Consider the following 12,955-nt stretch of genomic DNA (forward strand, 5'->3'; position numbering starts at 1 on the left):
GCGAAGGTAATACGCAGTCGACTCAGTGGCCGGGCATTGTGCCTGATCCATCCAACGAATGAAACGCTGTTTTTTACCTCAGTGGCGTAAGTATAGTCAATGATTGTTGACAAAACAGCCAATCGACAGCGTCATTCATCGTCGGATTTATCTTCTTTGACCAGAACTTAGGTCGTCCGTTCGCCAGCGGGCCAAAATGTCGCCCCCTGCTCGGCCATGCGCAATAAATTTTCACATGGCGTAAAACGCGGGCCGTACTGAGCGGCCAGACGCTGCAAAATTGCAACCACTTCACCCGCCCCGGATGTATCCATATAGCGGAACGGGCCGCCAAGAAACGGCGGGAAGCCAATACCAAACACGGCGCCGATATCGCCATCGCGGGCGCTGCGAATAACCTGCTCATCGAAGCAGCGCGCCGCTTCATTGAGCATCATCATCACACAGCGTTCCGCCACCTGCTGCGCTGACAATCGCGCCTGCGGAGCAGAAATCCCCAGTAGCGAATAAATTGCCGCATCGGGTCGTTTTTTGCTTGTACGCCCTTTTTTCTCATAAAGATAGAAACCGCGGCTATTTTTTCTGCCTTTGCGATCGTCATTCAAGATCGCATTAATGATATTTGCAGGCGGACTAAAACGTTCTCCCCACGCCGATTCCAGAACGGGAATAATTTTGGTGCCGGTGTCGATACCCACTTCATCGAGCAGTTGGATAGGCCCTACCGGAAAGCCGAATTTAAGCAGTGCGTTATCGATATGCTCAACGGGTTCACCTTCCATCAGTAAACGCATCGCCTCGTTAATGTAGGGAGCGAGAATGCGATTAACGTAGAAGCCGGCTTTATCCGCCACCACGATCGGCGTTTTGCCCTGCATTTTTGCCAGCCGGACCACCGTGGCGACGGCCTGCGGGTCCGTATGCTGGTGCGGGATAACCTCCACCAGCGGCATTTTTTCAACCGGGCTGAAATAGTGCAGGCCAATCACCCGCTGAGGCCTGCTGGCCTGCGCCGCGATCCCGGCGATCGGCAGCGACGACGTATTGGAGGCAAAGATCGTCTCCGGGCCGCAATGTTGTTCTATTTCGGCGACCATGCGCTGTTTAAGCGCTAAGTCCTCGAATACGGCTTCGATCACCACGTCGCGGTGGGCAAACCCTTGATAATCAGTGGTCCCGGAGATAAGGGCCAGCTGGCGGTCGCGCTCACTGGCGCGCATATAGCGGCGGCGCACCTGCTTGTCCAGCAGCGCCCAGCTGTACTTCAACGCATGGTTAATCCCGCTGGCCTGAATATCCTTGATTCGCACCGGCAATCCGCCTTTGCTGGCGGTAACGTAAGCTATCCCTCCGCCCATCAGGCCGCCGCCGAGAACGGCGACGCTGTTTAAAGGCCCGGCTTCAGCCTCGGCGCCGCGATCTTTTTTCAGCTCGGTGCTGGCAAAGAAAATAGCGCGCAGCGCCTGCGATTGCGGCGTCATCGCCAGCTCGCCGAAGGCTCTCGCCTCCTCGGCGTAGCCGCTGCTGCAGCCATGAGCCAGCCCGTTCTCAATAACCTGCAGAATTTTTTTCGCGGCGGGATAGTTGCCCTGGGTCTTCTGCTGCGTCTTTTTCGCCACCAGGCGAAACAGCAGATTACGCCCTAGCGGGCCGGCAAGAACGCGCTCGCGCATTGGCATGTTACGGCTTGCCGGACGCCCTTTCAGCGCCAGCTCCACCGCCGTTTGCAGTAAAATAGCCTGCGGTACCACATCGTCCACCAGCCCGGCCTTAAGCGCCTGTCTGGCGCGCAGCTGTTTGCCGGTGAGAATCATCTCCAGCGCGCTGCTGACGCCAATCAACCGCGGCAGCCGCTGCGTGCCGCCGGAACCCGGCAGTAAGCCCAGCTGCACCTCAGGCAGACCAAGGCGGGTTTTATCATCATCGCTACAGACTCGCCCGTGGCAGGCCAGCGCCAGCTCAAGGCCTCCGCCAAGGCAGGCACCGTGGATAGCGGCGATCGCCGGAATAGTCAGCCCGTGGAGCTCTGCCATGATCTGCTGCCCCTGACGAGCCAGCGCCTCCGCCTCTTCCGCGCTGGTACAGCGGGCAATCATATTGATATCCGCCCCGGCGATGAAGTTGTCCGGTTTAGCAGAAATGATCACCACGCCGCGCAGGGATTTGTTATCACGGATCTGGCGGATAATAGCCCGCACCTGGCTGCCAAACTCGGCCTTCAGGGTGTTCATTTTTTCGCCGGGCGTATCGATGGTGATAACCGCCACGTTGTCCGGACGAATATCAAGAGTAAACGCTGATGCAGGAGTCATTACTCCACCTCCAGAATCATGGCTGCGCCTAAACCGCCCGCCGCACAGGCGGTGACCAGACCAAACCCGCCCCCTCTGCGCCGCAGTTCGTGCAGCGTTTGCGTGATCATCCTCGCGCCGGTCGCGGCAAAAGGATGGCCGTAGGCAATAGAGCCGCCGAGGACGTTAAATTTGCTGTCATCCACTTCGCCAGTGGCCTGCGAGCGGCCCAGCACTTCGCGGGCAAAACGATCGCTTGCCAGACACTTCAGGTTGGCCAGCGTTTGCGCGGCAAACGCCTCATGCATATCGATAAGGGTTAAATCGGCGAGGGTTAGCCCCGCCCTTTCCAGCGCCAGAGGCGTTGACCACGCCGGCCCCAGCAGCATGTCCTGCTGAACGCCGATGGCGGTGAAGGCGTAGCTGCGCAGATAGCCCAGCGGGGTTAATCCCAGCTCTTTCGCCCGGGATTCCGTCATCATTATCACCGCCGCGGCGCCGTCGGTTAACGGCGTACTGTTGGCCGCGGTGACCGTGCCGTGCTTGCGATCGAAGGCCGGACGTAACTTTTGGTAATCAGCGAGGGTAGAATTCTTACGAATATTGTTATCGCTTTCTACAGGCTCGCGGAACGGCGGCGCGTAGGCGGTCATCACTTCTGCTGAAAGCTTTCCCTCCTCCCAGGCTTTGGCCGCCAGCTGGTGTGAGCGAAGCGCCAGCGTATCCTGCTGTTCACGGCTGATGCCCCAGCTTTTTGCCATCTGCTCGGCGGTATCGCCCATCCGCAGCCCGGTCGAGTATTCGGCGACGGCGGGCGGTACCGGTAAAAGATCGCGCAGGCGCAGGCGGGAAAAGAGCTTCAGCCGCTGGCCGAGGGTGCGCGCCTTATTGGCATCCACCAGCGTGCGGGCCAGCTTTTTGCTTACGCCGATAGGCAGTACCGATGAGGAGTCGGCGCCGCCGGCAATGCCCGCGCGGATCGTCCCGGCCATCAGGCTTTCGGCGACGTTGGCGACGGCCTGGAAGCTGGTCGCACAGGCGCGGCTGACGCTGTAGGCATCGGTGTGCACGCTCATGCCGGTGCCAAGCACGATCTCGCGCGCAATATTCGGCGCTTCCGGCATCTGTACCACCTGGCCAAAGACCAGCTGTTCAATAATCTGCGGGGGAATATCGCTGCGAGCCAGCATTTCACTGATGACCATTTTTCCCAAATCAATCGCGGGAACGCCGTGAAATACCGTTGCCTGACGGGCAAACGGCGTACGTAAACCGCTGACGATGGCAATGCGATCGCCCTGACGGGTGACAAGCGGTAGTGCCTGACTCATAACTCTCCCCTGTTAACCGATAAAACCAAGTGGTCTGACCTGATAACAGTTTTAACTAATTTTTTACATTAAGCCAATCGGAGAAGCAAAAAAGTGGGAGCCAAAACACATTGAAAGGAGAAGATAACGCCCCCCGCAGAAAGGGGGCGTCAGAACCGAATTAACGCAGGCCAAGCTGGAAAATCAGGGTTTCCGCTTCGCAGCAGAATACAAAATCGATATCCAGCTGCACGCCGCCTTCAACCTCGGTAAAGGTCGGGATAATTTTGCACGGATCGGATTCCACGCCGCGAGCTCTTTCGCTCAACGCCGCCAGGGTTTCGTCGGCTTCAGCGCGGTTGGCAAACACGCGGCTATAGGAAGCGGTGCAATCGGTGTTGTCCATAATGGTGCCAACATCCATACAGCAGCAAACCGGGGTTTCATCTGCACTAACTTTACTCATCGTAGATTTCCTCTGTATATGCACACAAGGGTGCCAGACAATTAATAGGCTTATTTTACGCCCGGGCGAGGAGTGCCTCCAGTCGTTAATGATGACAACGGCGCTAAGTGACCGAAATCACACTTAAAAATGATCCAAAACAAGAATTACCCGAATCAGCCCCCCTGGGTGAAGGCAAATTTGCCGGCTGGATCGCTTTTTTCGTATCACAATTGAAAAATCTCATAAACAAACTTGCAACATCTCATCTGGTCAGACCTATACTCAGCGCACTGGTCTGATTTCTCTGTCGTAAAGCAGACCCTACACTTCGCGCTTCTGTTACGGCATGTAACATAGTTTAAATAAAAATAACTCAATGAGGTTATGGGCATGAGCCAGAAAACCCGCTTTACCCAATCTGCCCTCGCAGTGGCTGTAGCACTTGTTTCCACACAGGCCTGGTCAGCAGGCTTTCAGTTAAACGAATTCTCTTCATCAGGCCTTGGTCGCGCCTACTCCGGTGAAGGCGCAATTGCTGACGATGCGGGCAATGCCAGCCGTAACCCAGCATTGATTATGATGTTCGATCGTCCAACCATGTCTATGGGCGCGGTATTTGTCGATCCTGATGTCAACATGTCGGGCAACTCGCCAACGGGCAAAAGCCTGAACGCCAAAAATATTGCGCCAACCGCATGGGTACCTAACTTCCACTTCGTGTCGCCGATTAACGATCAGTTTGGCTGGGGGGCATCGATTACCTCTAACTACGGTCTGGCTACCGAGTACGCCGACGATTATGCCGCCGGCAGCATGGGGGGAAAAACCGATTTAACCACCGCCAACTTCAACCTAAGCGGCGCCTATCGCCTGGACAGCCACTGGAGCTTTGGCTTAGGGTTTGACGCGGTGTATGCGAAAGCCAAGATCGAGCGCTACGCGGGCGATCTGGGGCAGATCGTTGCCGGTTCAGGCGCCCTGCCGCCGCAGCTGGCGGGCCCGGTATCGCAAATCCCTGCGGATACGCAGATTGCGCACCTGAACGGTAACGCCTGGGGCTTCGGCTGGAACGCCGGTATTCTTTATGAACTTGATAAGAATAACCGCTATGGCTTCACCTACCGTTCTGAAGTGAAAATCGACTTTGACGGTAACTACAAGAGCAGCCTGCCGTCAGCGTATAACCAAATCCTCGGCAATTTCGGCCTTCCGGCCGGGACCAACGGTCAGACGACCGATGGTTCTCTGACCCTGAACCTGCCTGAAATGTGGGAGCTGTCCGGCTACAACCGCGTCGCACCGCAGTGGGCGGTTCACTATAGCCTGACCTACACCAGTTGGAGCCAGTTCCAGGAGCTGAAAGCGACCGGCAGCAACGGCGAGACGCTGTTCTATAAAGATGAGAGCTTTAAGGATGCCTACCGCATCGCGCTGGGTACCACCTATTACTACGACGATAACTGGACCTTCCGTAGCGGTATCGCCTTTGATGATAGCCCGGTTCCAGCCTCTAACCGCTCCATCTCCATTCCGGATCAGGACCGTCTGTGGCTGAGCGCCGGTACCACCTACGCCTTCAATAAAGATGCATCCGTAGACGTTGGCGTCTCCTACATGCACGGCCAGCACGTAGAGATCAAAGAAGGTCCTTACACCTTCCGTTCTGAAGGTAAGGCCTGGCTGTACGGCGCAAACTTCAACTACCGCTTCTGATAAGCTGACGGCATAAAAAAAGGGTGAACGCGATGTTCACCCTTTTTATTTATATCAACAGATTACTGCGAGTCGATATCTTTCAGATCGCCCTCAATCGCCTGGGCGTTCGGGTTATCTGCCGGCGTGAGCTTGCCGCCGTTAGCGATAAAGTCATGGCGCTGGAAGTAGGCTTCACGCACCAGGATATACGGATCTGAGGACTGGCGCAGCAGGCCGTCGGAATCCAGCAACTGGGCTCGGGTCTCTACCCCTTCAACCGCCCACTTACCGATAGACATCGGCCAGGTCAGCCAGGAGAGCACCGGATAGAGCCCATCGGCCATATCACCGCCTTCATCACGCAGCGTAAAGCTTCCGTAGAACGGCAGCTGCACGTACGGGCCATAGCCAACGCCGTAGTGACCCAGAGTGCTACCAAAGCGATGCGGCTCGACGCGCTGCAGCTGCGGATTAGCCATCCCGGCGACGTCAATCAGGCCGCCCATCCCGAGAATAGTGTTAAGGAAGAAGCGGGTAAAGTGCACCATACCTTTATAGGGATCGCCCTGCAGGAAGTAGTTGGCCATCACCGCCGGTTCTTCAAGGTTGCTGGTAAAGTTACTCAGCCCATTACGCGCAGGCTGCGGGACATAGTCACGCCATGCCACGGCTACCGGACGCAGAACGTACGGGTCCACCACGTTAAAGTTGAAGTTGAACATCGTACGGTTAAACCCTTCAAGCGGGTCTGAACGCCCCTGTGGCGAATCGCCAGGGGTGGAACTGGCACATCCCACCAGCAGTGTGGCGCCGAGCGCAAGCGCCGACAGGCGATAATTCATAGGTGTGTCTCCCTGTTAATTTTGGCTATCGCTGTGGGTCATCCGGGGACTGCAGCCTCCATGAAGATATCGCCCGAAGCAAGGTGCACTCTGGTGCCTGCTTTCAGCATAGCCCTCTTTGGTATAAGTATTGCGTCCTGATTCTATACATATTTTGCAATATCCGTATTGCTATTCTTGTCATTGCCTAAAAAATAGGAGGTTCACCAGCACAGTACGCGAAAAATATCTCTACGCTTATGATACTGAAAAATCATTGAGGGAAACGGCATGACTCCACGCCCAGAATCGCCCGATCGCCACAGCGGTAAAGAAGAGATAGAAGTTGAGAGCGACGAGAAACAGCAGGGCGAGGAAATAGAGGTGGATGAGGATCGTCTGCCCTCTCGCGCCATGGCCACGCATGAAGAGATCCGCCAGGAGGGTCAGAAGGAGCTTGAGCGCGACGGCATGGCTCTGCTTTGGTCAGCGGTCGCTGCGGGCCTGTCGATGGGCGCCTCGCTGGTAGCAAAAGGCATTTTTCACGTGCATCTTACCGACGTAGCGGGCGGGTATTTGCTGGAAAACCTCGGCTACACCTTCGGTTTTATCATCGTTATCATGGCCCGCCAGCAGCTGTTTACTGAGAATACCGTGACCGCCGTGCTGCCGATCATGCATAAACCCACCCTCGGTAATATCGGCCTGTTATTACGTCTGTGGGGCATCGTGCTGGCGGGCAACCTCATCGGCACGGCCATCGCCGCGTGGGCCTTTGATGTTATGCCAATATTTGACCCTGCCACCCGCGACGCCTTTGAGAAAATCAGCCTGAAGGTCATGCAGAACACGCCGGGCGAAATGTTTGCCAACGCGATTATTTCCGGCTGGCTGGTAGCAACGATGGTGTGGATGTTCCCCGCCGCCGGTGCGGCAAAGATCGTGGTCATAATTATGATGACCTGGCTTATTGCACTCGCCGATACCACCCATATTGTGGTCGGCAGCGTCGAGATATTTTATCTGGTCTTCAACGGCTCGCTGCCGTGGCAGGAGTTTATCTGGCCGTTCGCCCTGCCGACGCTGGCCGGCAATATTTGCGGCGGGACGTTTATTTTCGCCCTGCTCAGCCATGCCCAGATCCGTAACGACATCAGTAATGAGAAAAAAGAGCGGGCTAAAGCTAAAAAAACGCGCTAAGTGGCGATAGATTGAGCAGTCAGCCGATAGCTGCTTAACCTGTAAGGAAAAAAACGCTATAATCCCGCCGCTTCGTCCCCTTAGTTAAATGGATATAACGAGCCCCTCCTAAGGGCTAGTTGCAGGTTCGATTCCTGCAGGGGACACCATATCGACATCCAGCCACATATCCCCTAGTCTACAAAACCCCATCAAACCATGATTATTAAAGGGTTTTCGTTATCCTGACGTCCAGTTACATCTATTGAAATCCAGTGCATGTATGGGGCATAATCCGGGGCACTTCCGGTTCGATGTAAAATATGCCCCCAAAATGAACAGAAACATCTGTAAGCATCCCGGTAATCCGGACCATTCACTTTTAGAGATCTTCCGGCATACTGATTATGTCCCCGGAGGAGATCGCCATGCGCAAAGCACGATTCACCGAACACCAGATCATCGCCGTTCTGAAATCCGTCGAAGCCGGACGCACCGTTAAGGATGTCTGCCGCGAGGCCGGGATCTCTGAGGCATCGTACTACAACTGGAAAGCGAAGTTCGGCGGCATGGAAGCCTCTGATATCAAAAAGATGAAGGACCTTGAGGATGAAAACCGCCGGCTTAAACAGATGTTTGCGGACCTGAGTCTCGAGTGCCGCGCCCTGAAAGACGTTATTGAAAAAAAGCTTTAAAACCAGCGATAAAACGTGAGCTGGTCAGCTATCTGACCGCGCAGTTTGCCATGAGCTTACGTCAGGCATGCAGGACATTGTCGCTGAGCAGGACGGTATTTCGTTATGAGCCGGATACGCGACGTGATGAGCCGGTCATTATGGCACTGACTGTGGCGGCTGAACGCTATCCGCGATACGGATTTAAAAAGCTTTTTCAGGTGCTGCGCAGGCAGGGCAATACCTGGAACCATAAAAGAGTTCACCGTATTTACTGCCTGCTGAAACTGAATTTTCGCCGTAAGGGAAAACAGCGCCTGCCGGTACGTAATCCGGCTCCGCTGGCGACGCCAGAGGCGATGAACCAGAGCTGGTCCATCGATTTTATGCACGATGCACTGGTGTGCGGCAGACGCTTCCGAACCTTCAACGTGGTGGATGATTTTAACCGCGAAGCACTGGCGATCGAAATTGACCTGAATATCCCCGCGCAGCGGGTCGTGAGAGTGCTGGAGAGGATCGTGGCGAACCGCGGATATCCGCTGAAAATGCGGATGGATAACGGTCCGGAGCTGATCTCGCTGACGCTGGCACAATGGGCAGAAGAGCATGGTGTGATGCTGGAATTTATCAGGCCCGGCAAGCCCACGCAGAATGCCTTTATCGAACGGTTCAACCGGACGTACCGGACAGAAATACTGGATTTTTATCTGTTCAGGACGCTGAATGAAGCACGGGAAATCACAGAGCGCTGGCTGGCTGAATATAACAGCGAGCGCCCTCATGAATCCCTGAATGACCTGACGCCGGAGGAGTACCGGCTGATGGCTGAAAAAACGGAAATCTCAAAAAGTGTGTGGAACTAAAACGGGTATGCTTACAGATCGTCTTTGTCGTAAAACTTCTGATTTGCTGGCAACCGTTGAGGAACTAACGAAACGTGGCGTAATCGTCCAGTTTCACAAAGAGGGTTTCAAAACAGGCAAAGAAAGTGCGTTTGGTAACTTTATGTTAACTGTACTTGCCGGGGTCGCCCAGATGGAACGTGAGTTTATGCTTGAACGTCAACGAGAAGGCTACGAAGCAGCTAAGCAAGCTGGACGTATTACAGGGAGAGGAAAAAGCGTTACAATCGATCGCAGAGCAGTTAAAAGCAATTTAGCATCTGGAATGTCTATTCGTAAAACAGCGGAGAAGCATGGAATTAGTACTCAGACAGTTTTGAAAATAAAAAATGAATAATCATTTTTAGTTAAGTAAAAAAAACCACTCTACATTATATCAACTATAATTAACCATAGCTGATATAATATAACCTCTTAAAAATCATGATTCATACCACGAAAATGAAACTATAATTCTATGAATTCAATATGATCTCCCTCATAAACAATACCTATATTTATTTTTAACTTAGGATTATTTTCATTATTAATAATTTTCAATGAATCTATAAGTTTAAATATTTCACTTTCATCAGCATCAGCTCTTATCGTCAAAACCACTATGCCTTTCGCTATATTATTTTGCTCAATGAAATCCTCGACACTCCTCACTCCCCGCTTTAAAATATGATTCACACGAGCAATTGAAGAGTACGATTGTAATGATTTAATCTCGACTGCAATAATTTCATCAGAGTTCCTAATTATAAAATCCACAAGCGCCCTTCCATTTTTTAATTCAGGCTGTTCAACTTTGAATCCATTTTCCATGTAAAACTCAGCCACTAACTTCTCTGATAAAAATGAGAATGCATACGGATCTTTCGATTGATAACCAGATATTATTTGATTGCGATCCTCGTCATCTAGATTTATTTCACCTAACTTATTCATTGCAACAATAAGAACTTCTTTTACTTTTAAAGCCAACCCTTTAATTCTATTATAATCTTCCAAAGTTAAAAATCTATTGTGAGCTACTTTATTCCTTAGTTTATATAATAGCTTCCATTGTGCTTCAAGACTTTTCGCTTCTTCACCCAAAAGTTCTGAGAAGTATTTCTCCCAGTTAGACCTAGGTACATATTTTAATATTTTATCTTTATCTATATCATCGAATTTAGTTTTGATAATGATTTTATCTAGTTCTTCTAACGTTATATCTCTTTTTTTCTGGAAAAGAACTTCAGATAAATTTATAAAGTCAAGTTTGTATAGATCATTAAGATATACATCATCTTCATCAAACCTCTCAATTTTTTTGACCAAATCAGGATGAATTGTTTCCTTAGACCACTCCATACCTACATTAATCAACATGAATTTACTAATTAACTTCCTCATTACATTTTCAACATCATTTATTAATGGGTATGCCTTATAAGCATAATGCCTACCAACATCATCCCAAAGAACATTGACTATTGTTGTTTCTGTATTGATTCTCTTAGTAAGTTCTTTTATTTTATTCCCCAACTCATAGAATGCATCAATCAACTCATCGTTTTTATTTTCTAAAGCAATAATAAAATACCTTTCTTTATTTGATGGTATGTTGTTCGTTTCAACATCAAAATTAACTGTAATTAATGGCTTAGCCCTTGCTGTTTTTTTGTATGTGAGCTTTTTCCCAGTTATTGATATAAGAGAATCTAATTTAAGAAAATCAACAAAAGCTTTTTTTGTATTACAAAAAGAATCATCATTCTTTATAAGAATTAGAAGTTCAATTTTCACATAAAATCCTATTATTTAGATCTAGTCGTATCATTGTAATACCTATTTAAAGGAATAAAAGCATATTGTTTCAATTGAAAGAAAAAAATGGGGGCACACGCGGGGGCATATAAAAAATAAAACCACAAAAATTATTTAAAATCATTAACTTAAATATTAATTTGATTCCTGCATGGACACCATTTCGGCCTCTCCTGATACCTATCGAATTCGATAAAATCCCCTGATGGCCGGCAAAAAACGCTTAATCCCGGGTGTAACGTCTACCTGATTCAACTTGAATCAGCAAACATTTGGCAGACCGATCCTGTTCAACCTCCGGCAAGCCCCCAAAACTTTCTGCTCGGCCACACGGGCCATCGGCGGGCGCAGCAGCCATTTGTCTTTTATGGCGTCGGTACTCGGGCGTGTCTGCAGCCAGTGGAGCGTGGCATCCAGATCTTCGCTGTCGGCTTTCTTCAGCACTTCCGGCTCAAGCCCCTGGATATCGTTGTCAGCCATGCTGGTGGCACTGACCGGCTCATCGCGCCAGCCGGACATATCATCGAGTACTTTTTCATTAATCCAGTTCAGCGTGATCTCATCAGCAAATGGCGCACTGTCGTGTCGTTAAACGCCAGCGTTTCAAGTCCGGTAAGGCGGCGCAGCAGCCCTTTCAGGTCGGCGGTAATGATGTCGGCCAGTACATCCTGCCCCAATTTCACCAGTGCCTGGTGGGTGCTATCCAGCCAGAGGTGATTGGCGCCACGCGAGAAAGTGCTGTCTGCCTGCTCCAGAATATTCAGCCAGCTCTGATGCAGGTACAGGCGTTTGAGCATGGCCCGCTGGTCAGCCCGGGGCGGTTCGATGCGCGTTTCCCTTCTGCATCCGATGCCTGCATAGCACTAAGCGTGTCGTGACGCAGGCTTTTCATCAGTCGGTGGGCGGCAAGCCAACCATCCGGTTGTTCATGCAGATATCCCGTCAGGGTGCGGGCCTGAGCCAGTAAATCCTGACCGGAGGTAATGCGGCTCAGAACCGGCGCATCTGACTCGGTTGCATGCGTGGAGGTCTGTGACTGAGCCTTATTACCTGCGTTATGCGGTACCACGGCATCCACACCACCGGCCTTGATCCGGTGAGATTCCAGCGTGCTATACAGGGCATTCAGCTCTGGCCGAGATGCTTACGACTCTGACTCCAGAGTGTCGCGGATAAGCAACAGCGCACCTGCTGTGCGCAGTGCATCGTCGCGTACCACTTCCGGCCAGAGTGACAGGCTGTCCAGAACGCGGGAGCCTGCGAGCCACACCATCGCCGGTTTACGGCTACGTTCACGTTGAGGATGAAGCTGCGTTCCATAACGCTGTATCAATCCCACCAGCAGTTCAAGCCCTTCGGCAAAGCCGGTTTCCCCGTTTTGGTGAAGACGCGCCCAGCAGTAATAGGTGGCAATCCGGATATCTTTGCAGTGGTGGTCAGCAGTTTTTCGGCAAGCGTGCAAATCAACCCGGTATCGATACCGGAAAGTTTATTGACCTCCTCCCGGATACGCCGAAAATCATCGTCATAGCCGGGGTATTCTCCGGTCTGACTGACGTCACTTACCGGAGCAAGCCAGGCTGCCAGTTATCCGTGCGTGTCTGCGCCTGTTCGCAGCTGCGTGTCGTCAGACTAACAGGCGGCGACCAGATTCTGCAGAGTGCTCATTATTCGACTCCATCAATGTCACTGTTTTCGGTGTTGGCCATCAGCGCCTGCGCAGTGGCCGCGCTGTCGACACTGAATATCTGCTCCGGCAGGCTGAAGTTGCGTAACGCCAGAAGCGCCAGCGGACCATTACCCAGTTGAGAGCGCAGTACCCACTGCAGGGTGCG

9 protein-coding genes, 1 tRNA gene and 2 pseudogenes are annotated in these 12,955 nt (G+C 51.9%); 6 read left to right on the forward strand and 6 right to left on the reverse strand.

Translation table 11 applies throughout. From position 1 onward, the window contains the following. Window positions 1–167: 167 nt before the first annotated feature. From fadJ to M2416_RS24840, 3 genes are all read right to left on the reverse strand, one after another. The gene (gene fadJ / locus M2416_RS24830) at window positions 168–2,312 is read right to left on the reverse strand and encodes a fatty acid oxidation complex subunit alpha FadJ (protein WP_259227407.1); all 2,145 of its coding nucleotides are present in this window, start codon (window positions 2,310–2,312) and stop codon (window positions 168–170) included. Next, a complete protein-coding gene (gene fadI / locus M2416_RS24835) occupies window positions 2,312–3,622 on the reverse strand; it encodes an acetyl-CoA C-acyltransferase FadI (protein ID WP_045856133.1) in 1,311 nt (436 codons plus the stop codon). The genes fadJ and fadI overlap by 1 nt, the downstream gene beginning before the upstream one ends. A 160-nt stretch (window positions 3,623–3,782) precedes the next feature. Next, entirely contained in the window at window positions 3,783–4,067 is a 285-nt protein-coding gene (locus tag M2416_RS24840) for a YfcZ/YiiS family protein (RefSeq protein WP_041146616.1), read from the reverse strand. A 107-nt stretch (window positions 4,068–4,174) separates the two neighbouring features. Between M2416_RS24840 and M2416_RS24845 the strand changes: the two genes are divergently transcribed. Continuing rightward, window positions 4,175–4,348 (forward strand): hypothetical protein, encoded by a 174-nt coding sequence (locus tag M2416_RS24845; RefSeq protein WP_167691334.1) that lies wholly within the window; start codon window positions 4,175–4,177, stop codon window positions 4,346–4,348. Between the two features lie 91 nt (window positions 4,349–4,439). Then, window positions 4,440–5,762, forward strand: coding sequence for a long-chain fatty acid transporter FadL (fadL, locus tag M2416_RS24850; protein ID WP_076945823.1), 1,323 nt, complete (start codon window positions 4,440–4,442; stop codon window positions 5,760–5,762). 62 nt (window positions 5,763–5,824) lie between these two features. Here the strand turns inward: fadL and mlaA are convergent, their stop codons facing one another. Further along, window positions 5,825–6,586, reverse strand: a complete 762-nt coding sequence (mlaA, locus tag M2416_RS24855; protein WP_259227409.1) for a phospholipid-binding lipoprotein MlaA — start codon at window positions 6,584–6,586, stop codon at window positions 5,825–5,827. Between the two features lie 270 nt (window positions 6,587–6,856). Here mlaA and M2416_RS24860 point away from each other — a divergent pair, with 270 nt between their 5' ends. The 4 genes and pseudogenes from M2416_RS24860 to M2416_RS24875 all read left to right on the forward strand — a co-directional run. After that, on the forward strand, window positions 6,857–7,765 hold the full coding sequence (locus M2416_RS24860) for a formate/nitrite transporter family protein (RefSeq protein ID WP_076945825.1): 909 nt from the start codon (window positions 6,857–6,859) through the stop codon (window positions 7,763–7,765). Between the two features lie 74 nt (window positions 7,766–7,839). Further along, window positions 7,840–7,914: transfer RNA gene (locus M2416_RS24865), tRNA-Arg, on the forward strand. Between the two features lie 258 nt (window positions 7,915–8,172). Next, a protein-coding gene (locus tag M2416_RS24870) for an IS3 family transposase (protein ID WP_259227411.1) occupies window positions 8,173–9,284 on the forward strand; the annotation gives its coding sequence in 2 pieces (ribosomal slippage) (window positions 8,173–8,434 and window positions 8,434–9,284; 1,113 coding nt in all). 16 nt (window positions 9,285–9,300) lie between these two features. Continuing rightward, a pseudogene (locus M2416_RS24875) lies at window positions 9,301–9,660 on the forward strand (recombinase family protein); the annotation flags it as partial. 110 nt (window positions 9,661–9,770) lie between these two features. Here the strand turns inward: M2416_RS24875 and M2416_RS24880 are convergent. Together M2416_RS24880 and tssA are read right to left on the reverse strand one after the other, a co-directional pair. Continuing rightward, a complete protein-coding gene (locus M2416_RS24880) occupies window positions 9,771–11,099 on the reverse strand; it encodes a HEPN domain-containing protein (RefSeq protein ID WP_259227413.1) in 1,329 nt (442 codons plus the stop codon). Window positions 11,100–11,435: 336 nt separating this feature from the next. Beyond that, a pseudogene (gene tssA, locus M2416_RS24885) lies at window positions 11,436–12,737 on the reverse strand (type VI secretion system protein TssA); the annotation flags it as partial. Window positions 12,738–12,955: the final 218 nt, after the last annotated feature.

The organism is Klebsiella sp. BIGb0132 (genome assembly GCF_024810075.1).
In the GTDB taxonomy this organism is placed as follows: Bacteria; Pseudomonadota; Gammaproteobacteria; order Enterobacterales; family Enterobacteriaceae; genus Klebsiella; species Klebsiella terrigena.

What these genes read in the sequence shown, in the direction of transcription:
- fadJ (WP_259227407.1), bottom strand. Translation starts at nt 2,312, where the DNA reads ATGACTCCTGCATCAGCGTTTACTCTTGATATTCGTCCGGACAACGTG.
- fadI (WP_045856133.1), bottom strand. Translation starts at nt 3,622, where the DNA reads ATGAGTCAGGCACTACCGCTTGTCACCCGTCAGGGCGATCGCATTGCC.
- M2416_RS24840 (WP_041146616.1), bottom strand. Translation starts at nt 4,067, where the DNA reads ATGAGTAAAGTTAGTGCAGATGAAACCCCGGTTTGCTGCTGTATGGAT.
- fadL (WP_076945823.1), top strand. Translation starts at nt 4,440, where the DNA reads ATGAGCCAGAAAACCCGCTTTACCCAATCTGCCCTCGCAGTGGCTGTA.
- mlaA (WP_259227409.1), bottom strand. Translation starts at nt 6,586, where the DNA reads ATGAATTATCGCCTGTCGGCGCTTGCGCTCGGCGCCACACTGCTGGTG.
- M2416_RS24860 (WP_076945825.1), top strand. Translation starts at nt 6,857, where the DNA reads ATGACTCCACGCCCAGAATCGCCCGATCGCCACAGCGGTAAAGAAGAG.